The sequence below is a fragment of the Dyella lutea genome (genome assembly GCF_024158035.1).
GTDB classification, from domain to species: domain Bacteria; phylum Pseudomonadota; class Gammaproteobacteria; order Xanthomonadales; family Rhodanobacteraceae; genus Dyella_A; species Dyella_A lutea.
Map to the genome: position 1 here is coordinate 433,889 of NZ_JAMZEK010000001.1, position 20,033 is coordinate 453,921.

At 68.1% G+C, this 20,033-nt stretch carries 20 protein-coding genes; 11 read left to right on the plus strand and 9 right to left on the minus strand.

The genetic code is table 11. The features are described 5' to 3' along the window. Positions 1-4: 4 nt before the first annotated feature. The 4 genes from NC595_RS02005 to NC595_RS02020 all read right to left on the minus strand — a co-directional run bounded on the left by NC595_RS02005 (position 5) and on the right by NC595_RS02020 (position 3,726). A complete protein-coding gene (locus tag NC595_RS02005) occupies positions 5-598 on the minus strand; it encodes a relaxation protein (RefSeq protein ID WP_253564555.1) in 594 nt (197 codons plus the stop codon). Continuing rightward, positions 595-2,007 carry a phospholipase effector Tle1 domain-containing protein gene (locus NC595_RS02010; protein ID WP_253564558.1) on the minus strand — a complete coding sequence of 471 codons (1,413 nt, stop codon included), beginning with the start codon at positions 2,005-2,007 and terminating at the stop codon, positions 595-597. The genes NC595_RS02005 and NC595_RS02010 overlap by 4 nt, the downstream gene beginning before the upstream one ends. A 19-nt stretch (positions 2,008-2,026) precedes the next feature. Beyond that, the gene (locus NC595_RS02015; protein WP_253564560.1) at positions 2,027-2,623 is read right to left on the minus strand and encodes a hypothetical protein; all 597 of its coding nucleotides are present in this window, start codon (positions 2,621-2,623) and stop codon (positions 2,027-2,029) included. 242 nt (positions 2,624-2,865) lie between these two features. Next, on the minus strand, positions 2,866-3,726 hold the full coding sequence (locus tag NC595_RS02020) for a hypothetical protein (protein WP_253564562.1): 861 nt from the start codon (positions 3,724-3,726) through the stop codon (positions 2,866-2,868). A gap of 266 nt (positions 3,727-3,992) precedes the next feature. Here NC595_RS02020 and NC595_RS02025 point away from each other — a divergent pair, with 266 nt between their 5' ends. The 3 genes from NC595_RS02025 (at position 3,993) to NC595_RS02035 (ending at position 5,881) form a co-directional block, all read left to right on the plus strand. After that, positions 3,993-4,385 (plus strand): MbcA/ParS/Xre antitoxin family protein, encoded by a 393-nt coding sequence (locus NC595_RS02025; RefSeq protein ID WP_253564565.1) that lies wholly within the window; start codon positions 3,993-3,995, stop codon positions 4,383-4,385. A gap of 88 nt (positions 4,386-4,473) precedes the next feature. Beyond that, positions 4,474-5,163: an RES family NAD+ phosphorylase gene (locus tag NC595_RS02030; RefSeq protein ID WP_253564569.1), complete on the plus strand. Its 690-nt coding sequence runs from the start codon at positions 4,474-4,476 to the stop codon at positions 5,161-5,163. 37 nt (positions 5,164-5,200) lie between these two features. Next, positions 5,201-5,881 (plus strand): SGNH/GDSL hydrolase family protein, encoded by a 681-nt coding sequence (locus NC595_RS02035; protein WP_253564570.1) that lies wholly within the window; start codon positions 5,201-5,203, stop codon positions 5,879-5,881. Positions 5,882-5,988: 107 nt separating this feature from the next. On the opposite strand, the gene phhA is transcribed toward NC595_RS02035, so the two are convergent. Next, positions 5,989-6,882, minus strand: a complete 894-nt coding sequence (gene phhA / locus NC595_RS02040; protein WP_253564571.1) for a phenylalanine 4-monooxygenase — start codon at positions 6,880-6,882, stop codon at positions 5,989-5,991. A gap of 136 nt (positions 6,883-7,018) precedes the next feature. On the opposite strand from phhA, the gene NC595_RS02045 reads away from it, so the two are divergent. The 3 genes from NC595_RS02045 (at position 7,019) to NC595_RS02055 (ending at position 9,381) form a co-directional block, all read left to right on the plus strand. After that, positions 7,019-7,495 (plus strand): Lrp/AsnC family transcriptional regulator, encoded by a 477-nt coding sequence (locus NC595_RS02045; RefSeq protein ID WP_253564573.1) that lies wholly within the window; start codon positions 7,019-7,021, stop codon positions 7,493-7,495. Between the two features lie 66 nt (positions 7,496-7,561). After that, complete coding sequence (locus tag NC595_RS02050; RefSeq protein WP_253564574.1) at positions 7,562-8,377, plus strand: lysophospholipid acyltransferase family protein; 816 nt, start codon at positions 7,562-7,564, stop codon at positions 8,375-8,377. After that, positions 8,374-9,381, plus strand: a complete 1,008-nt coding sequence (locus NC595_RS02055) for a YheT family hydrolase (RefSeq protein ID WP_253564575.1) — start codon at positions 8,374-8,376, stop codon at positions 9,379-9,381. The genes NC595_RS02050 and NC595_RS02055 overlap by 4 nt, the downstream gene beginning before the upstream one ends. Positions 9,382-9,680: 299 nt before the next feature. On the opposite strand, the gene NC595_RS02060 is transcribed toward NC595_RS02055, so the two are convergent. Genes NC595_RS02060 through NC595_RS02070 form a run of 3 tightly spaced genes read right to left on the minus strand, consistent with a single transcriptional unit; the run spans position 9,681 to position 10,987 of the window. Continuing rightward, positions 9,681-10,295 carry a 2OG-Fe(II) oxygenase gene (locus NC595_RS02060; RefSeq protein WP_253564576.1) on the minus strand — a complete coding sequence of 205 codons (615 nt, stop codon included), beginning with the start codon at positions 10,293-10,295 and terminating at the stop codon, positions 9,681-9,683. Positions 10,296-10,351: 56 nt separating this feature from the next. Further along, the gene (locus tag NC595_RS02065; protein WP_063673465.1) at positions 10,352-10,558 is read right to left on the minus strand and encodes a DUF3820 family protein; all 207 of its coding nucleotides are present in this window, start codon (positions 10,556-10,558) and stop codon (positions 10,352-10,354) included. Between the two features lie 6 nt (positions 10,559-10,564). Then, positions 10,565-10,987, minus strand: coding sequence for a VOC family protein (locus tag NC595_RS02070; RefSeq protein ID WP_253564577.1), 423 nt, complete (start codon positions 10,985-10,987; stop codon positions 10,565-10,567). A gap of 110 nt (positions 10,988-11,097) precedes the next feature. Between NC595_RS02070 and NC595_RS02075 the strand changes: the two genes are divergently transcribed. The 5 genes from NC595_RS02075 (at position 11,098) to NC595_RS02095 (ending at position 18,608) form a co-directional block, all read left to right on the plus strand. Then, a complete protein-coding gene (locus tag NC595_RS02075; RefSeq protein ID WP_253564578.1) occupies positions 11,098-12,387 on the plus strand; it encodes a glycosyltransferase in 1,290 nt (429 codons plus the stop codon). A gap of 116 nt (positions 12,388-12,503) precedes the next feature. Beyond that, positions 12,504-14,846 (plus strand): TonB-dependent receptor, encoded by a 2,343-nt coding sequence (locus tag NC595_RS02080; protein ID WP_253564579.1) that lies wholly within the window; start codon positions 12,504-12,506, stop codon positions 14,844-14,846. A gap of 68 nt (positions 14,847-14,914) precedes the next feature. Next, entirely contained in the window at positions 14,915-16,405 is a 1,491-nt protein-coding gene (locus tag NC595_RS02085) for an alkaline phosphatase family protein (protein WP_253564580.1), read from the plus strand. Positions 16,406-16,510: 105 nt separating this feature from the next. Next, the gene (locus NC595_RS02090; RefSeq protein ID WP_253564582.1) at positions 16,511-17,197 is read left to right on the plus strand and encodes a response regulator transcription factor; all 687 of its coding nucleotides are present in this window, start codon (positions 16,511-16,513) and stop codon (positions 17,195-17,197) included. Then, positions 17,154-18,608 carry a sensor histidine kinase gene (locus NC595_RS02095; protein ID WP_253564584.1) on the plus strand — a complete coding sequence of 485 codons (1,455 nt, stop codon included), beginning with the start codon at positions 17,154-17,156 and terminating at the stop codon, positions 18,606-18,608. The genes NC595_RS02090 and NC595_RS02095 overlap by 44 nt, the downstream gene beginning before the upstream one ends. Here NC595_RS02095 and NC595_RS02100 read toward each other — a convergent pair. Next, complete coding sequence (locus NC595_RS02100) at positions 18,535-19,953, minus strand: esterase-like activity of phytase family protein (RefSeq protein WP_253564591.1); 1,419 nt, start codon at positions 19,951-19,953, stop codon at positions 18,535-18,537. The genes NC595_RS02095 and NC595_RS02100 overlap by 74 nt on opposite strands. Positions 19,954-20,033: the final 80 nt, after the last annotated feature.

Consider the following 20,033-nt stretch of genomic DNA (forward strand, 5'->3'; position numbering starts at 1 on the left):
ACGGTCAGCGGGGCGCGACCGGTTGGTACTGGCCGCGCTCGCCGTAGCGCTTGCCTTTCGCTTCGACGTGAGCGCACAGGTGTCCGTCGCACAGCGTCACGTCGGCCCGGTTGTAGGCCTGCAGCAGCTCTGCCGACAGCCGGTTCTGCTCGATCATGCCCGCATAGTGCAGCGACAGCCACGCACCACCGGCCAGCAGCAGCGCGAGGCAGGCCGCCACGGCGGCGACTGTCTTCCATAGCAGCAGCCGGTGCAGCCGCTGCAGCCGTTCGATCTGTCCACCGAGCTTGAGCGCAGCGGTCTTCAGTTCGCCGCCGGCACGATGCAGGCGTTGCTGGTATTCCTGCACCGGCCGTTCCAGGCCACCGCCTAGCCGGTCCATCACCAGTCCCGGCAGCGCATGCAGCGAGCCATCCGCCGATTGCCGCACGATCGCCGGCACCTGCTGGCTCAACCGCTCCAGCTCGCCCGAATGCGTACGCAGGCGCTGTTCGATCTCCCCGCAGCGGCGGTCGAACTGCTCCATCAGCATGGCGGTCTTGCTGATCAGGCTGGCGACCTCGGCCGTCTGCAGAGGGCCCGGTGCAGACGCGCTCATCGCTGCCAGCCCTGGGATGGAATGATCGGAAGATCGGGCCTTTGCGGCGGCGATTCGCGTGTCTGCATCTGGTTGTCCACCGTCGTGCGGGCCTCCTGGCGCAATGCCTGGCCCGGATCCATGGCCGCGAAGCGTTCGGTCCCTTGCCGAAAACCCGACCAGTCGTTTGCCCGTGCGGACGCGAGCATGCGATCGACCTCGTCGGATACAGCCTGCGCCTGGGGGCCGACGGAGGTCGTGGGCGAGCCGGGTACCGGGCCATCCGGCATCGGTTGGCGCGGGTAGCGGGCGTTGATCGTCTCGTCGCGTGGTTCGTTGTTGAACGGGTCGGCGACCTTGCCGATATCGCGGCGAGGCACCAGCAGTTCGCGATACCCCTCCGGCTTGAGCCGGTCGACCTTCGGCGTGATGCGATAGATGAACATCCCTTCTTCGGATCGGTGGACCACGTTGAGGCGCGGATCGTCCGGTTCAGGCAGCTTGGTCAGGAATGGCTGGTCACTGAGGCCGTTGAGATAGTCGATCACCAGGTTGCCGGCCCGGTTGGAGAGACCATTGCGGTGGTAGCCACCGCCCACGTCGGAGTGCGCCCCCGGCACGTAGATGCCGGCGAAGCGGCCATCCGGGGTGATGCCCGGATCGATGATGTGGTCGGACTTGAATAGCCAGCGTCGCTCGTCCGTCGCCGTCAGCTGGAAGCCGGAGATCACCGTCGGCGGCAGCCGTCGGTCATCGTTGCGCACCTCGCTGCCGGTACCGACCGGGTCCATCAAAGCCACCGCCTGGGCGACCTGGCCGGGTGGAACCAGCGGAGGAAGAGTGTATTCGACGTGCTTCACCAGTCCGTCGGAGGTGTAGGTGTATTTCGCACCAGCAGGGTTCTGGATGCCGCGCTCATGCACCAGGCGCGCAAAGATCGCGACCTCATCAGCTCCCCGGCTGAAGCCGATCTCCGCGATGCTGATCTGAGCATCGGGATCTCGCTGCTTGGTACGCCAAGCGAAGTCGGTGAATTTCTTGTACATCGTCTCCGCCCGCTGCTCGGCGGTATAGCCATCGGCTCCGTCCAACGCACTGCGGAGCCAACTCTGCTGCGTACCAGGTCCCGCCACGTACCCAGCCGCGATATGGCTGGAGCGTTGGTCGGCCCCCTGGCTAATCTGCTGAACGATCTTGGCGACATTGGTCTTGTGCTCGGGATCCGCCGCGGCGTCATTCCCGGTGCCGTCCATGCCGGCCACGAAAAGATATTGATGGGGCTTACCCGCGCACACGAAGACCGGCTCATCGAAAGGAGCTATCCCCAGCCGGGCCGCCTCGTACGTTGCCAGCCGCGTTGTGTCCGCTGGATAGAAGGGTGAACCATCCCCGAGGATGCTATCAGCCTGCAACTTGTGTTTCTCAGCCATTCCTTGGCTCCCTGCTCAGTCAGTACGTGTGAGTCCAGGCCAGCACGACATCATCTCGGCCATTGCTATAGGGATTTCCGGGAATCTGCAGATGTTGCGTAGGGATGAGGGCCTTCATGTACACGTTGATGGTCCGATCGTTGACCTCCAGGAAAATGCTGGGATCGAGGAATAGCCCCTGTGGATAGAGGTCGGCCGGAATCTCCCGGTCCGGCACCCGATACAAAACTTGCTCGTTCCGGAAAATCTCACCGATATCGACGGTTGCTTCATGACTGCTGCCATCCAGGGATACCCAGGACACGCGGGCAGGCGGCGGAAAATTCCGGATGCCCGCATAGGACGCGAAATTCCAGTGCTCTCGATAGTCGGAAGAGGGCGGTGGACCCGTTGGGCTATCGACCGGTTCCGGTGCGAACTCTTGGTTTACATAAATGATCCGGCAGCTTCGGGTGTTGTAGACCTTGGCGTCGAAATCGTGGGCTTTGAACCGCAACGGCAGCAGATTGCCGTTGACCACGTGTTGTGCGACGGGCGTGTTGGACATGGCGTGGGTGCACCCGGAAAGGGGGAGAAGGGCAAAGCATGCGGCAAATACACGGGAGAGGTTCGACAAGCGGCTTGGCTCCTTCGTGTCTTGCCTCCGTGGTCGCAAGGAAAGCGAACCTGGCGAGAAGGTGCCCGACGAGCAGGCCGGTCTGGGAGGGAGCGATGCGCGAATCCACCCCGATCCCTGGCTCGCGGTAGCCTCGATCCCGGACACGCAGGTGTGCGACACACGATCCGGAACATCCGGCATTTCAATGGACCTCGCTTGCGTGGCCGCCGTCGGCGCCCAGCCTGTGGAACGGCAGGATTTCACGTGCCCTCCTCCTCCGAACGATGCACCACGTTCATCCGCGGGTCGTCCGGCTCGGGCTGCTCGCTGAGCAGTGGCGTGGTGCTGAGCCGATTGATGTATTCGATCAGCAGGTTCGCTGCGCGCGTGGAGAGACCATTCAGGCGGTAGCCGCCGCAGACATCCGAAAGCGAACCGGGAACCGGCAGGCTGAGGAAGCGTCCGTCGCTCGAGCGGCCTTTGCCGAGGATCGGCAGCGACTGGAAATCAGGGCGTTGCTCGTCCGTCGCGCTGAGCTGGAAGCCGGAAATCACCGAGGAGGGCAGGCGCAGCTCTGGCGGCAGATAGCCGGTAGGGGCCAACAGGGCAAGAGCCTGGGCTGTCCGGTGCGGTGGCACAAGAACTTCACCTGTGGGGGAATGCAACCCCAGCACGTCGACCATCATCGTGAACTCGGCGCCCTGCAGGGCGCCCCAGCTGCCACCGACGATCAGCAGGCTGATCCGGGCGTCGGGGTCCTCCCTGAGCCACGCTTCCGACCGCACCGAGAGCTGCTTGTACATGGCGGCAAGCCGGGTGCCGGCAAACGCTTCGCCATGCTTGTCCAGGGTCAGCCAATTGTCGTGGGCGCAGTCGGTGCTTACGTAACCGGTGCCAATCGACTTGGGCGCCGTACCCCGGATCAGCTGCTGGTGGATCCAGGCTACGGTGGTGGGCTCGGTGGGTCCCTTGCGCGCCTGTTTCCAGCTGCAATCGAACAGCGCAACGAAAAGACGATCGTGGGCGCCCGGCGTCGATGACGTCGACACCGGGCGGGTGGCACGCGTCGGTATCACCGGCGCGGTTGCGGCCTGCGACCGGATCGGCAGCCATCCGGTCATGGCCAGCAGTAGGGCGAGCGCTGCGTGCTTCCTTGGCATGGAGTCTCCCTGGGTCCTTGCAGGGGATGATCCGGCCCGCGGGCCAGATCCGTGGGGAAGCATGGTAGGCGATGGAAAATCCCTGGCGCTGTGAGCGCATGCCGGTTTTTGGGTCATCGTGCGGCGATGACGTGCCTGAACGGCGTGCGGCATACCCCACGCGGGTCCGGTGTTCATGACTTCATGTGTGGAGTAAATTGCACACAAGCTGCATATAGGAACATCGTATGGTTTCCAGTCCGCAAGCGGCGATCCTGCCCCTGGCCGGTCTCGGCGGCCCGGCCCTGCGCAGTTTTTTCCGGCTGGCCGAGGTTTGGAAGCTGCGCGTGGCAGAGCAGCGCAGGTTGCTGGGTGATCCGCCGGAGTCCACCTTCTACAAGTGGAAGCGCGAGCAGGAAGGCAGCCCCGGGCGCGACGTGATCGAGCGGATCAGCTACCTGCTGGGCATCTTCAAGGCGCTGCAGATCCTGTTTCCCGATCCGGCACAGGCCGACGCCTGGTTGCGCCGGCCGAACCAGGCGGCGCTGTTCGGCGGCCAGTCGGCGCTGGAGCGGATGCTGTCGGGCAACGTGGCCGACCTGTTCGTGGTGCGCCAGTACCTGGATGCGCAGCGCGGCTGAGGCTCGTCGCGGCGCCGGTCGCGACCGGGGAGACGCCGCGCCGCCAGGCTATCCACCTTCCTCCACGAACCCTCAGCCGAGCGCCGACGTGACCGCCGAGACGCCCCCGATCAAGCGCATCCGCTGGAACCATGCCTATCGCATCGTGCCCAGCCGCTTTCCCCCGGTCGGGCTGTTCGACCGCATCGCCGATCCGGCCGATCTCGACGCGGTCTTCGCCATCGAGGCACTGACCAATCCGCGTCTGCGCGAGGAGGCCGACGCCCTGAAGCTGGTGCCGAAGACGCGCCGGATCAGCGGCCCCGGCAGCACGCCGGTGATGGCCGCGTTCACTCACCTCAATCCGGAGGGCAGCCGCTTCTCCGACGGCAGCTGGGGCGTGTTCTATGCCGGGCACAGCGTGGCCACGGCGGTGGAGGAAACCGTGTATCACCGCGAGCGCTTCCTTGCGGCGACGGCCGAGCCGCCCTGCGAGATCCCCATGCGCTGCTACCGCACCAGCATCACCGGTCGACTGCACGATCTGCGTGGCGGCTGGCCGCAGATGCACGATGCCCGCGACTACACCGCCAGCGTGGCGCTGGCGCGCTCGCTGCGCGAAGGTGGCTCCAACGGCATCGTCTACGACAGCGTGCGTCATCGGGGCGGCGAGTGCGCGGCAGTGTTCTATCCCGACCTGCTCGCGCCCTGCGTGCAGTCCGAGCATCTCGTTTATCGCTGGGACGGCCGGCGCATTGTCACGGTGCTCAGGGTGTCCGAACTGCCCCGCGCGCGTTAGGGTTCGCTCTCCCCACCCGCTGTCACGAGAGGTCCGCATGAACCGCTGGATGCTGCTGCCCCTGCTTGCCCTGCTGCCTGTGCTGGGCCTGGCGCACGAGCGCGATGCCGCGAACGACCACACGATCTGGAACAAGGACATCGCTGCCTTCGAAGCGGCCGATCAGGCACAGCCGCCGGCACCGGGCGCGGTACTGTTCATCGGCAGTTCGTCGATCCGTTTCTGGACCAGCGTGGCGAGCGATTTTCCTGAAGTGCGCACGATCAACCGCGGCTTCGGCGGTTCGGAGATCAACGACTCCACATACTTCGCCGATCGCATCGTGGCGCCGTACCGGCCCAGCGCCATCGTGATGTACGCGGGCGACAACGACATCGCGGCCGGCGACAGTCCGGGCTTCGTGCTGAAGGAGTTCCAGGGTTTCGTGCGCAAGGCACGAGCCGTCACGCCCGGCGTGCCGATCGCCTTCATCGCGATCAAGCCGAGCATGGCGCGCAAGGCGCTATTGCCGCGGATCCGCGAGGCGAACGACAAGATCCGCGACTGGGCCGCCACGCAGTCGGGCGTGACCTACCTGGACATTTTCACGCCGATGCTCGGTCCGGACGGCCAGCCGCAGCTGAAGTGGTTCCGCCCGGACGGTCTGCACATGAACCGCAGCGGCTACGAGCTGTGGATCGGCATCGTGAAGCCGTGGGTCGATGCGCACGGGCGGTGAATGCAGTCGCCGCGGCAGTTCAGTCGCGGCTTGTCTTTGCTGTCCTGGTTCCTTCCGCAGGTCGCTCACAGGGTGAGCTCCTACCGGTGACCTCTTCCCCGTGGGAGTCAGGTATCGGCGTTGGTCGCCCAGCCCTCGCGGGTGCCGACGTTGAACACGCGGTCGCCGTCGAGCACGTCGCCGGCCGCGTGCGCCGTCTTCGCCGCGAGGCGCTGGTAGATCGGGGTGAAGTCCGGCCGCGTGGCGTCGAACAACTGCTCGAAGCTCTCGATCACGAAGTAGGTCTGCTGATAGGTGTCGATGCGGTAGCGCGTGTTCATCACGCGCTCCAGATCAAAACCGATGCGGTTCGGCGCGTCCGAGTCCAGGCAGTAGATCGACTCGCCCTTGGAGCTGACGATGCCGGCGCCGTAGATGCGCAGGCCGTCCGGCGTGTTGATCAGCCCGAATTCCACCGTGTACCAGTACAGGCGCGTGAGGTTCATCAGCGCTTCGGGGCCGATCCCGAACGCCTTCATGCCGCCGCGGCCGTAGGCCTGCATGTAGTCGGCGAACACCGGGTTGAGCAGCAGCGGCACGTGGCCGAACAGATCGTGGAACAGGTCCGGCTCGCTGAGGTAGTCCAGCTGGTCCGGCTTGCGGATCCACCAGCTCACCGGGAAGCGGCGATTGGCCAGGTGGTCGAAGAACACCTCGTCGGGCAGCAGGCCTTCCACGGCCACGATCTGCCAGCCGGTGGTCTTGCCCAGCAGCGCGTTCAGGTCGGCGAACTTCGGGATGCCGTTCTCGCCTATCCCGAAACGCTCCACGCCCTCCAGGAACTCGGCACAGGCGCGCCCGGGCAGCAGCTCGCGCTGGCGCCGGTACAGCGTGTTCCACACCTCGTGGTCGGTGGCGGTGTAACTGTCCCAGGGTTGCTCGACGACGCCGGTGGCATACACCGGCACGTAGCCGCGGTCGGTCTGCTGGTGCTCGACCCGGCGTGGCGTGGCGTGGTCCATGGCGTGGCTCCCGAAGTGGCTTGCAGGTGCACCATCATACGGACTGGTCCGCGCACGAGGCTTGTTTTATTGCTGAACAAGTCGTTACATCAACAATAAAATTCTTCATACATCCATTTATGCAGAATAAAGTTGCATGACGAGCCTGGACCGTACCGATCTGCGCCTGCTAGCCGAGCTGCAGCGCGACGGCCGCGTGACCAATGCCGAACTGGCCGAACGGGTCAGCCTGTCGCCGTCCGCCTGCCTGCGCCGGGTGCAGCGACTGGAGGCGGAGGGCGTGATCGCCGGCTACGCCGCCCAGGTCGATCCGCAGGCGGTGGGCCTCGGTCTGCAGGCCTTCGTGCGCGTGCAGCTGGCCAAGCACGAGGCGGCGGCGATCGAGCGCTTCGTCGGCCAGGTCAACGCGTGGGAGGAGGTCGTCGCCTGCCACGCCTTGACCGGCGACATGGACTACCTGATGCATGTCTACGTGGCCGATCTGGAGCATTTCTCGCGCTTCCTGCTTGATCGCCTGCTGACCGCGGCCGGCGTGGCCGACGTGAATTCCAGCTTCGTGCTGCGTACGGTGAAGCGTTCGCCCTCGTTGCCACTGGGCCAGGTCGGCGCCTGAACCGGCCCCCCACCCTGCCTTGCGACGTATGTCGTTGCGGCGAACTAACGCTAAACTAACTGGCTGATGAGTACGGACACTTCACACCCGCACGAACGCGCTCCCTGGCAGCCTATCCGCTACCTGTGGCGCGTGCCGCTGCTGCTGGGGCATATCGTGCTGGGCATCCTGCTGTGTTCGCTGATCCTCAGCTGGAACAAGCACCGGGTAATGAAGAACGGCCGCGTGCCCTTCGCCCACCGCATGATCAACTGGTGGTCGCGCCTGTTGATGCGCATCTTCGGCCTGCGCTCGGTGCTGATCGGCCAGCCGCTGCCCGACCCGGTGCTGTTCGTCGCCAACCACACCTCGTGGATCGACATCGAGCTGCTGCACAGCCAGCGCGCGGCCTGCTTCGTGGCCAAGGCCGAGATCGCCGGCTGGCCGCTGGTCGGCTGGATGGCCGCCAACGGCGGCACCATCTTCCATCGCCGCGGCTCCAACCACTCGCTGACCTCGGTGATGGCGGTGATGGTCGACCGCCTGCGCGAAGGCCGCTCGGTGGCGGTGTTCCCGGAGGGCGGCACCGGCTACAACGGCGTGCTGAAGGTGTTCCACGCGCGCATCTTCCAGGCCGCGCTCGATGCCGAGGTACGGGTACAGCCGGTGGCGCTGCGTTTCTCGAAGAACGGTCGGCGGGTGATCGATGCCGGCTTCCGCGAGCACGAGAGCTTCATGGCGAACTTCCTGCGCCTGCTCGGCAGCGCGCCGCTGGACGCGGAAGTGCACTTCCTCGATCCGGTGCCGTCCACGCCGGATGCGCGTCGCCGCATGGCCGAGCTGTCGCGCGAGCGCATCGCCGCCGCGCTGGAAGATGCCACCGCGGGCCAGGCCGACGCATGACGCTTCCGAAAGGCAGTGACTTCCTGCCGCCGTGGCCGCTGCGCAGCGGCCACCTGCAGACCATGCTGTCCTCCAGCGGCGTGCGCCGGGTGCTGCTGCCACGGCGTGCGCGCACCGTGGTCGAGGGTGCCGAGCACGTGATGGTCGGCGGTGGCGGTGACGTGCGGCTCAGCGGCGCGTTCACCGCGCAGCAGGCGCGGCCGGAAGCCCGTGGCCTGGCCGTGCTGTTCCACGGCTGGGAGGGCAGCGTCGACTCCACCTACGTGCTGCAGACCGGCAGTCGCCTGCTCGCCGACGGCTGGGACGTGTTCCGGCTGAACTTCCGCGACCATGGCGACAGCCATCATCTCAACGAGGCGCTGTTCCACTCCTGCCGCATCGACGAGGTGGTGCGCGCGCTCGGCGAGATCGCCGAGCGCTGGCCGGCTCGGCCGATGGCGCTGGCCGGTTTCTCCCTGGGCGGCAACTTCGCGCTGCGTGCGGCGTTGCAGGCGCCGAAGCTCGGTATCCCGCTGACTTACGCGCTGGCGGTGTGTCCGATCATCGATCCGGCCGAGGGCCTGTTCTCGCTGGAGAAGCAGGCGCCTTGGTTCTACCAGGCCTACTTCATGCAGAAGTGGCGCCACTCGCTGAAGGTCAAGCAGTCGCTGTTCCCGCAGCACACCTACTTCGAGCTGGCCGAGCTGAAGCAGAACCTGCGCGGCCTGACCGAGGCGCTGGTGCTCCGGCACACCGACTTCGATTCGCTCGAGGCCTATCTGGACGGCTATTCGGTGGCCGGCGAGACGCTGCGGGAACTGACCCTGCCGGCCACCATCATGACTGCCCGCGACGACCCGGTGATCCCGGTCAATGCCTTCGAGCAGCTGAAGCTGCCGTCGAACGTGGAGCTGGACATCGCGCGCTATGGCGGCCACTGCGGCTTCATCCGAGGCTGGGACATGACCAGCTTCACCGACGACTACATCGCCGCGCGCTTCAATGCGGTGGCCGACGCACGCTAGGGATGGTCTGATTCACCCCGGCACAGGCGTCGCCAGTCTGTCTGCGCGAGGCCCACAGGCACAGGGGCGTCGTCGAAGGCAGGCTGGTGGCCTGTCGAGACGGCGAGCCGCGGGGATGCGCGCAGACAGAACGGCCTCAACCGCCAGGATTTCATTGACGAGGTGATATCCGGAAGGCCCTCATATCGCCTCACGCGCCGCGCCCAGACCGCCAGTCTGGGCGGCGCCGCACACGACCATCTGTGAACCTTCCGGACATCATGCCGGCTGCGCCGGGGTGAATCAGACCATCCCCGGGTTCAGGGCAAGGCGCCGGGTTCGCGCCGGCGCATCCAGCAGGCGATGCTCATCCGTTCGCGCGTGGCCGGCAGGACTTCGTGCTCGAAGCGACCGGACAGGAACAGTGCCAGCGTGCCGGCCCGCGGCAGCACGTCGTGGCTGTGGTCATCGTCCAGGTAGAGCCGCAGCGCGCCACCGTCCTCGGGCTCCCAGTCGGCGTTGAGGTAGTACACCGCCGAGACCACCCGGGCGTCGCGCCCGCGCAGCTGGTCCAGGTGCCGCGCGTAGCGTGCGCCGGGCGGATACACCGCGTAGTGCGCCTCGCTCTCCACCAGCCCGAGCATCAGGCTGCGGTTGAGCATGTGGCGCAGGGTCTCGATCGCCTCCACGAAGGGCTGTTGCGCTGCGCTCAGCGCGTTCATCTCGAACCAGCGGGTGTGGTCGCCGCGCAGCGCGGGGGCGGACTGACCGGTACCGACGCGGGCCGGGGTCATCCGGTGCGCGGTGTGCATCGCCGCGCATTCGGCGGCGAGGACCGCGGTCGCCTCGGCCGGCAGCAGCTGGCCGAGCACGCACCAGCCATCCACGGCCAGCGTGTCGGCAGCGGCTTGGAAACGGTCGACGAGGGTGGTCATGGTCCGGCGGCGGGCAGGGCAGGGGCGCGCAGCATACGCCCATCGGCGACGCGCGATCAGCGCAGCGGATCAAGCAGGCCGCGCAGGCCGTTGTGGTCCAGCTCCAGCGACAGCGCCAGCAGGCGCCCCAGCTGGCCCGGCGGAAAGCCCTTGCGCGCGAACCACGCCAGGTACGCGCCGGGCAGGTCGCCGATCAGCCGGCCCTGGTACTTGCCGTAGGGCATGCGCACCGTGACCAGTCGCTTGAGATCTTCGGCTTCCACCGCGGCCTACTTCGCGAACAGCCGCGACGGGTCGGCGAACGCCTTGAACTCCAGCGCGTTGCCGCAGGGGTCGAGCAGGAACATCGTGGCCTGCTCGCCGCTCTGGCCGGCGAAACGCACGTGCGGCTCGATCACGAAACGCACCCCCGCGGCGCGCAGCCGGTCGGCCAGCGCCTGCCATTCGTCCATCGGCAGCACCAGGCCGAAGTGGCGCACCGGCACGGCGTCGCCGTCCACCTCGTGCGCGGCGGCCGCGCGCACTTCCTCCGGCGCGAGGTGGGCGACGATCTGGTGGCCGCGGAAGTCGAAGTCGACCCAGTCCTCGCAGCTGCGCCCTTCGGGGCAGCCGAGCAGTTCGCCGTAGAACGCCCGCGCCTTGGCCAGCGAAGTCACCGGGAAGGCGAGGTGGAACGGAGCGAGCTGGCTCATCGTCGGTCACGGGCAGGGCAGGGCCATCGAGCATGCGGCCCGTTGCGGCGGCGGTCAACGCGGGGCGGCCGTTATGCTGTCGAACCTGTCCGCAGACGCCCAGGACCACCATGCCCGCTGGCCGGCACATCGTCTTTGCCACCGTCGGCTCGCTCGGCGACCTGTTTCCGTTTCTGGCGGTTGGCCAGGCGTTGGCAGCGCGCGGGCACCGCGTCACGGTGGCGACCCATCCGGTGCACCGCGAGCCGATCGAGCGGGCCGGGCTGGTATTCGCAGACGCCAGCGGCATGCCCGAGCCGGACGACCGCGAGGCGTTCACCGCCAAGGCGTTTCATCCCTGGCGCGGCCCGGCCTTCGTGGTGCGCGACTTCGCCGCCGCCGACGTGCGCGCCAGCTATGCGAAGCTGGCGCCGCTGTGCGACACGGTCGATGTACTGGTCACCAGCACCCTGGCCTTCGCCGGGCAGATCCTCGGCGAAACGCTGGAGGCGGCCGGGCGCCTGCGCTGGCTGTCCGCGGTGCTGGCCCCGGCCAGTTTCCTGTCGGCGTACGACATGCCGGCCACCGGACTGGCTGCGCTCGACCGCCTCTTCCATGCCACGCCCGCGCGCGGCCGTCTGCTGCAGCGGCTGTCGCGCCGGGTGACGCGGGGCTGGACCGCGCCGGTGCGGGCGTTCCGCCGCGAGCTGGGCTTGTCGCCGGAGTCGCCGCGCGGCGATCCGTTCCATCGCGGCCAGTTCGCGCCGGGCGGCACGCTGGCACTGTTTCCCGCGCTGCTCGGGGCGCCGCAGCCGGACTGGCCGCCGCATGCCACGCAGTGCGGCTTCGCCCGCTACGTCCAGCCCCACACGCTCGATCCGGCGCTGGCGGAGTTCCTGCGCGCCGGGCCCCCACCGATCGTGTTCTCGCTCGGCTCCACCGCGGTGCACGCCAACGCCTCGTTCCTGCACGAGAGCCTCGCCGCCGCCGTCGCGCTGGGATGTCGTGCGGTGCTGTTCACCGGTTCGCCGGCGATGCGTGAGCGACTCCCGCGCGAGCTGCCCGAAGGGATCGCCTGCGTGGAATACGCGCCCCACGCCGCTGTGTTCCCGCAGGCGGCGGCGGTGGTGCATCACGGCGGGGTCGGCACCAGTGCCGAGGCCCTGCATGCCGGTGTCCCCTCGCTGGTGGTGCCGCACGGCTTTGACCAGCACGACAACGCCGCCCGCCTGCAACGCCTGGGCGTGGCCGGAGTGCTCGCCGCCACCCGCTATCGCCGAGACGCGGCGGCGGCGGGCCTGGGCGGCCTGCTCGACCCCGCCCATGCCAGCCGCGCCCGCACCGTGGCCGGATGGCTGAAGGAGGCCGATGGCGCCGCCGCTGCCGCCGACGTGATCGAGCACGTCGGCAGTTCCGGTTGAGGAGCCTTGCGTTTTCGTAAGGTTTCCGCGTGGCGATCGACAGCCCACCGTAAAGGTCGCGCCACAGCGGCTGCCCAGCATGGCGTGAATTCCCGAGCCCTTGCGGAGAGTTCCCCATGCTGCTGCATCGTCGTTTTCCGTCACCCACCCTGCTCGCGCTGGCCCTGGCCTCCGCCATGCTGCCCTCGGTTCATGCGACCGACGCCGCCACGCCGGCCGATGCAGCCACCACGACGGCTGCCAGCGATCACGTCAAGAACCTCGCGGGCATCCACGTGGTGGCCACGGCCCCGCGCGTGGCGGAAATGCCCACGCATGTCTCGCTGAAGGCGATCGAGCCGAAGTCGATCATCGACCAGGCCTACATCGACAACAACGCCATGCCGATGGACAGCTACAGCTCGATCGCCGCGCTTGCGCCCAGCGTTGTCGACGTCGAACCGAACGGCCCTGGCCTGGGCAACAACAAGGGCTTCACCATCCGCGGCATGAGCGATGGCCAGTACAACCTGACCATGGATGGCATTCCGGTCGGCGACTCGAACGACTTCACCCATCACTCGTCGAACTACTTCATGCCGCAGGACCTGGGTCAGGTGGTCGTCGATCGTGGTCCGGGTCAGGCCTCCACCATCGGCTACGCCACCTTCGGCGGAACCGTTTCGATGCAGACCCGCGACCCGCTGGCGCACACCACCACCGAGGTGTACGGGGGCTTCGGCAGCTTCGCCACCCGGCTGGCCGGAGTGAAGTTCAACACCGGTACTTTGTCCAACGGCGGCAGCGGCTACCTCGATTACCGTCAGCTGCGTTCGGACGGTTATCTGTCCGGCGCCACGGTCGACCGCAGCAACCTCGCCGCCAAGTTCGTGCAGCCGTTCGGCGACGCCACCACGCTGACCATGCTGGCCATGCGCAATACCAACGGCGGCAGCAATGCGGCGATCGTCGGCGCCACCTCGTACCCGTACGTGTCCGACGGCAACTATCCCTACACCAGCGGCATGCCGGGCCAGATGCAGGTGTTCGGCCAGCGCTACGGCCTTTCGAACGACCCGCACAGCCAGGCCTATACCGGCTACAACTACGACCACTTCAACAGCGATTTCGAGTACGTCGACCTCGCCTCGGATCTCGGCGCAGTGACGCTCGACAACAAGCTCTACACCTACTCGTACTACCACCGCGGCTGGAACGGCCTGGACCCGAACGGCGGCAACATGGACTACGGCCAGCTCAGCGGGCCGGCCGGCTCCATCGGCGACGGCACCTTCCCGGCGGGCCTCGGCACGCCCAACGGCACGGCCTACGGAGACAACAACATCCCGGGCCAAAAGATGTACCTGCTGTACCGCAACTGGGGCGACCTGTTGCGCCTGTCGCAGTCGCTGGGCCCGGGCGAGCTGGGCTACGGCGTGTGGGCCAACAAGCAGCTCTATCACCGCTACGAGGCCGAGATCGATTTCAGTCTCGGCGGCGCGCTGAACCCGGTACTGAAGGGTAGCGATCCCGTGACCCAGGCCACCGACCGCCGCATCGACGGCACGTTCTGGGTGATCCAGCCCTACCTGCAGTACGCCTGGCACATCACCGACCAGCTCACCTTCACGCCTGGCCTGAAGTACGTCACCTTCAAGCGTCACGACGTGGCGCCGATCCAGCAGAAGGTGCGTACCGCGTTCGACTACTCCCAGACCTGGAAGAAGGTGCTGCCCTCGTTTGACCTGCATTACGCGATCACGCCGGAGTGGTCGGCCTACCTGCAGGCCGCCGAGGGCTACCTGGCACCGAACGAGAACCAGTACTACGTATCCAATCCGTCCACCGCCAACCAGGGCCTGCAGACCGAGTCGACGAAGAACTACCAGCTCGGCAGCAGCTGGCAGAACGGCACCTGGAGCCTGTCCGGCGACGTGTACGCGATCAACTTCTCCAACCAGATCAGCAGCCGCAAAGTGGGCAAGGAAACCTTCTTCACCAACCTGGGCGGCACCCGCTACCGCGGTGCCGAGGTCGAAGGCAGCGTCTACGTGGGCGACGGCTTCAGCCTCTACGCCAACGCCAGCTACAACAAGGCGACGGTGAACAAGACCGGGCTGCAGTTGAAGAAGGTGCCCAAGACCACCGCCGCCGGCGGCATCCTTTATCACGCCGGGCCCTTTAGCGGATCGCTGCTGGCCAAGCATCTCGGTGTCAGCTATGGCGACACCGGCGTGGACGCCAGCGGCAACCCGGCGCTGATCTACCGGCTGCCGGCCGTCACCCTGGTCAACCTGTCACTGAACTACACCATGCAGCACGGCGGTTTGCTGCCGCGCGGCAGCCGCCTCGGCCTGCGCGTCAGCAACCTCACCAACCAGACCCCGCTGATCGACGAGACCAGTACCGCCAACGGCGTGCCGCTGTTCTACGCCGTCGCCGGCCGCTCGGTGATGGGGACGTTCTCGCTTCCATTCTGATTGTCGCCTGCCGCCTGCCGTCTGCCGCCGTCACCGGCGGCAGTCCCCTCCTTCGCCCACGACACTCCATGAATCGACTCCTCCGCCTCATGCTGGCGGCCGGCCTCGCTGCCGGCCCCGGCCTCGCCGCTGCCACCGCGGTCCGCCACGTCCTGCTGATCAGCGTCGACGGCCTGCATGCGCTGGACCTGCGCAACTACATCGAGATCCACCCCGACTCCCATCTCGCCGCCCTGGCCGCGCGCGGTGTCGAGTACACCCATGCCGACACCGTGGTACCCGCCGACTCGTTCCCGGGCCTGCTGGCGCTGGTCACCGGCGGCACGCCGGCGGCCACCGGCGTCTACTACGACAACACCTGGGACCGCTCGCTGGCACCACCGACTGGCCCGTGCACGGCCATCGGCGCCCACGCGAAGTTCAACGAAGCGGTGGATACGCCCGACGGCCACGGTATCGACGCCAGCAAGCTGCCGCGTGATCCGGCCCACGGCTGCCGTCCGGTCTATCCATGGCAGTACCTGCGGGTGAACACCATCTTCAACGTGGTGCGCGGCGCCGGTGGCTATACCGCTTGGGCCGACAAGCATCCCTCCTATGCGATCGTGCAGGGCCCGTCCGGTGACGGCGTGGCCGACCTGTACACGCCGGAGATCGGCACCGACGGCGAGGACCACCCGGACACCGACGCGGTCACTGCCTCGATCGCGCGTACCGAAACCTACGACACCGGCAAGATGCAGGCGGTGATCCACGAAGTGGACGGTTATCGCCACGACGGGCGCACCCGCGCGCCGGTCCCGACCCTGTTCGGCACCAACCTGCAGAGCGTCAACGTGGCCGAGAAGCTGGCCGGCTACCAGAATGCCGACGGCACCCCGACGCCCTCGCTGGACGCCGCGCTGACCCACCTCGACACCCTGATCGGCGAACTGATGGACGAGCTGGCGCGCCGTCACCTGGATGCCAGCACTCTGATCATCCTCACCGCCAAGCACGGCAACGGCCCGGTCGATCCCGACCAGCTGCGGCACGTCTCGAACCAGGCGCTGCGCGCGGTGATCGCCGCCGCCGCCGATGGCGAACCGGCCCAGCTCACCACCGACCGCAGCGCGCTGGTGTGGTTGCACGACGAGCGCACCACCGGCACCGTCGCGCGCACCCTGCTGGCCGACCGCGAGCGCCTCGGCATCGAACGCGTGCTGTGGGGCCGGGCGTTGGGCCTGCTGTTCCCGTCGCCGTCGCACGACGTGCGCACGCCGGACCTGATCGTGATCCCGCAGGCCGGTGTCATCTACGACAAGCCCGGTGCCAGCAAGCGCGCCGAGCACGGCGGCTTCGACACCGACGACACCCACGTGGCCCTGCTGGTGGCCGGCCCGATGCTGCCGGAGCCGGGCCGCCGGCTGGACGCACCCGTGTCCACCACCCAAGTCGCGCCCACCGTGCTGGCCGCGCTCGGGCTCGATCCGGAGGCGCTGCAGGCGGTGCACGAGCAGGGCACGCCGACCCTGCCGGGCGTGCGCTGGACCAACCTGCCGCCCTCCGGGACGCACTGAGTGGCGGACTTCATCGGTCCGTCATATTCCTCGCCTACCGTGACGGACTCGAGTGCTGGGAGCGACCGCAAGGCGCCTGCCGGCGGCAGCGAGTCGGAGGGTGCCTTGCGCATTCTGATCGTCGAGGACGACCGGGACACCCGCGAGTGGATCGATGGCGGGCTGTACGAAGAGGGCTATGTCACCCACGCGGTCGCCGATGGCCGCGAGGGGCTGGCGCTCGCCGTGCAGGGGGCGTTCGACGGCATCGTGGTCGACCGCAAGCTGCCCGGCCTGGACGGCATCAGCTTCATCCTCGCGGTGCGCAATGCCGACGTGCAGTCGCGCATCATCATGCTCACCGCGCTGAGCGAGACCCACCAGCGCATCGAGGGGCTGGATGCCGGTGCCGACGACTATCTCGGCAAGCCGTTCTCGATGGCCGAACTGGTGGCGCGGCTGCGTGCGCTGTCGCGCCGGCCGGCGCTGAACCGCGAATCGCCGTTGCTGGAGTGGGGGCCACTGGTGCTCGATCCCACGCGACATTCGGCGAGCTGCCGCGGTGAACGGCTGGAACTCACACCGACCGAGTTCCGCCTGCTCGACATCCTGCTGCGCCATGCCGGCAACGTGGTGACCCGCGCGATGCTGCTCGAGCAGGTCTGGCAATTCCACTTCAGCCCCCGCACCAGCGTCGTCGAGACCCACATGTCGCGCCTGCGCGGCAAGGTGCGCGATGCCGGCGGCGCGAGCTTCATCGAGACGGTGCGTGGCTACGGTTATCGCCTCCAGCTCCCGACCGGTCCGACATAGGCAGACCAGCGCATTCCGGCTGGCGCTGATCCTGGCCGGGATGTTCTCGCTGTCCTCGCTGCTCACGGCGGCGGTGTTGTGGCTGGGCACCGAGCGCGAGGCGCGTTCGGAGCAGCGACAGGAGCTGGTCGCCGACGCGCGCGACCTCGCGCTGCTGTCCTACCAGCACGGGCTGGATGCGCTGAGCACGGAGATCGAGGAGCGCATCATCCTCGGCGCCGGGCTGGAGCGCTGGTACGCGCTGTACGCCGGCAACGGCATCAGGCTGGCAGGCAACCTGGATGGCCTTCCTGGGCCCGAAGGCTGGTCCGAGCGTCGTTTTATCCCGCGCGCCACCACGCTCGCGCCCAGCCCGCGCGCCCACCTGCTCACCCTGTACACCGTACGCACCGTGCGCAACGGCTGGCTGGTGGTGGGACGCGACGCGTACTTCATCCAGCACATGCGCGAGGTGGCCGAGCGGATCTTCCTGCTGGCGTTGGCGCTGATCGTGGCGGTGTCGCTGGTGGTCGGGTGGGTGATCGGACGACAGCTGTTGCGCCGGGTCGGTGCGATGTCGGACGCCGCCGAGCGAATCAGCGACGGCGACCTGGAACACCGTATGCCGGTGCGCGGTGCGGGCGACGAGCTGGACATGATCGCGCTCACCGTGAACCAGATGCTCGACCGCATCGCTTCGCTGCTGGCCGACGTGCGCCGGCTCGGCGCCGACATCGCGCACGACCTGCGCACGCCGCTGACCCGCCTGCGCCGCCGGCTCGAGCAGCTGCGCCAGCCGCCGCCGCACCCGGCCGCCCACGAAGCGGCCGTCGATGCCGCGCTGGCCGAGATCGATGGCCTGCTCGACGTGTTCCAGGCACTGCTGCGCATCGCCGGCATCGAGTCGGGCGAGATGCGCCGCGGCTTCGCGTCGGTGGATCTGGCCGCGGTGCTGGAGGAACTGTTCGATGCCTATGCGGCGGTTGCGGAGGCCGAGGGCCATCGGCTGGAAGCAAGTATCACGCCGCAGCCACCGGTGCACGGAGACCGCGGTCTGCTGGTGCAGGCCTTCGTCAACCTCATCGAGAACGCGATCCGCCACACCCCGCCGGGAACGCGGATCACGCTGGAACTCAAGCGCGTCGGCGACGCGCTGCACGCCGGCGTGCGCGACGACGGCCCGGGCATCCCTGCACACGAGCACGCGCAGGTGCTGCAGCCGTTCATGCGGCTGGATCGCAGCCGCCATACCGAAGGCAACGGTCTGGGTCTGGCGCTGGTGCGCTCGGTTGCCGAGCTGCATCGCGCCGCGCTGCAGCTGGACGACGCGCGCCCGGGTCTGCGCGTGAAGCTGTGCTTCAGCGTGACGCCGGGTTCGCCGCACACGCCGGATGGACGGCTTGCACGAAGCCGGGCAGATCGGCCGCAGTGAAGCCGAACACGTAGAAGCGGTTCGGGTTGTCGATACCGCCCGGATGCAACCGGTCGCGCAGGTCCGGGCGGAAATCGTTGTCGCTGCTGACATAAAGGGTATGCAGCAGGCGGCCGTGCCAACGCACGTCCGGACCGAAGCTGAGCCCCTCGAGCTTGGCCGGGATGTCGGCTGCGTCCACGCCTCCCCGGCCCAGCGCCGCCACCACGTCCAGGAACGGCCGCTTGCGCAGGGCGACGGCGGCGAGCGCGGCCTGGCCGTGCCGGTCGCCCAGCGGCCGGGCATGCGCAAGGTCGACCCGGAACACCCGCTTGAATCTCGCTGCGGTGCCGTTGCCCAGGCCACTGTTGTCCCGCTCGTCCACCAGCAGGCTGTCGCCGTCGATGGCGAGGATGTCGCTGATGCCGGTGAAATGGGGCTTGCGCGCACCGCTGTCGAGCCGGCTCAGCGGGTAGGCGAACTGCTGCACGGCGCCGCCCGCCAGCTCGATGCGCAGGATGCGGGTGTAGCCGCCATGCTTGCCGCCGTCCTGCAGCAGCGGCCCCTGCAGCGCGGCATACAGCACCTTGCCGTCCGGCGTCAGCGCGAGTCCCTCGATACCGTGGTTGCCGACGCGGCCGCTGCGGTTGGCCCGGTCCTCCGCATGGCCGCTGGGCTGGGGGTGCGCCACCGCCAGCGCGGCCGGCAGCGCATACACCTGCTCGCGTACCCCGCTGCGCCGGTCGAAGCGCATGATCCGCGGGCCGTATTCCTCGCCGACGAACACCGAGCGCCCGTCCCGCGATACGCGCAGGCTCTCCGGATCAAGCCGCCCATCGTCGGGCCAGCTGGACGGCCGCGCCGGGTCGTAGCCGTCGGAGCGGCCGGTGAAGAAGTACCGTTGGCCCGGCCGGTTTGTCGCGGACGCACCGTCGCCCACGCCCAACCCGCGCCCGCTGCCGTAGACCAGCGGCTCCCGGCTGGAGAGCAGGGTGGTGGCTTGCAGCGAGACGTGCAGCTCGAACGGCAGCCGGGCTCCGGCCGGTGCCGGTTGCAGCGCCAGGTCGAGGGTCTGGATCCGGTCGAGGTAGGAGCTGGTGTTGTCGATCGCCGGATCGAACGCCACCGCGTTCGGGCCGCGGTCCGGCAGCGCCACGAACTTGCCGCAGCCGGCATGGTCGATCGCCGAGCCCAGTCCGCCGAGCAGGTTGCCGGGCACGCCGTTCTCCAGCGGCGCGGCAGTTGCGGTGGACAGGTCGCGGCGATGCGCATCGAGCTGGCCGATCGCCAGTAGTCGAACCGCGGCGTGCGCCCATGCGGGCAGGGTCAGCAGCAGCGCGAAGGCGAGGGCGCGACGGCGGGGCATGGCGCAGGCTCCCATGGCAAAACCTCATCGTCCCGCACCGCCGTTGCCGGACCATGACATGCGCCATCGCCGCGGGCGGG

Coding starts and splice junctions, on each gene's coding strand:
- NC595_RS02010 (WP_253564558.1), bottom strand. CDS start 2,007: ATGGCTGAGAAACACAAGTTGCAGGCTGATAGCATCCTCGGGGATGGT.
- NC595_RS02080 (WP_253564579.1), top strand. CDS start 12,504: ATGCTGCTGCATCGTCGTTTTCCGTCACCCACCCTGCTCGCGCTGGCC.
- NC595_RS02025 (WP_253564565.1), top strand. CDS start 3,993: ATGGTTTCCAGTCCGCAAGCGGCGATCCTGCCCCTGGCCGGTCTCGGC.
- NC595_RS02050 (WP_253564574.1), top strand. CDS start 7,562: ATGAGTACGGACACTTCACACCCGCACGAACGCGCTCCCTGGCAGCCT.
- NC595_RS02075 (WP_253564578.1), top strand. CDS start 11,098: ATGCCCGCTGGCCGGCACATCGTCTTTGCCACCGTCGGCTCGCTCGGC.
- NC595_RS02070 (WP_253564577.1), bottom strand. CDS start 10,987: ATGAGCCAGCTCGCTCCGTTCCACCTCGCCTTCCCGGTGACTTCGCTG.
- NC595_RS02100 (WP_253564591.1), bottom strand. CDS start 19,953: ATGCCCCGCCGTCGCGCCCTCGCCTTCGCGCTGCTGCTGACCCTGCCC.
- phhA (WP_253564571.1), bottom strand. CDS start 6,882: ATGGACCACGCCACGCCACGCCGGGTCGAGCACCAGCAGACCGACCGC.
- NC595_RS02055 (WP_253564575.1), top strand. CDS start 8,374: ATGACGCTTCCGAAAGGCAGTGACTTCCTGCCGCCGTGGCCGCTGCGC.
- NC595_RS02035 (WP_253564570.1), top strand. CDS start 5,201: ATGAACCGCTGGATGCTGCTGCCCCTGCTTGCCCTGCTGCCTGTGCTG.
- NC595_RS02085 (WP_253564580.1), top strand. CDS start 14,915: ATGAATCGACTCCTCCGCCTCATGCTGGCGGCCGGCCTCGCTGCCGGC.
- NC595_RS02045 (WP_253564573.1), top strand. CDS start 7,019: ATGACGAGCCTGGACCGTACCGATCTGCGCCTGCTAGCCGAGCTGCAG.
- NC595_RS02060 (WP_253564576.1), bottom strand. CDS start 10,295: ATGACCACCCTCGTCGACCGTTTCCAAGCCGCTGCCGACACGCTGGCC.
- NC595_RS02005 (WP_253564555.1), bottom strand. CDS start 598: ATGAGCGCGTCTGCACCGGGCCCTCTGCAGACGGCCGAGGTCGCCAGC.
- NC595_RS02020 (WP_253564562.1), bottom strand. CDS start 3,726: ATGACCGGATGGCTGCCGATCCGGTCGCAGGCCGCAACCGCGCCGGTG.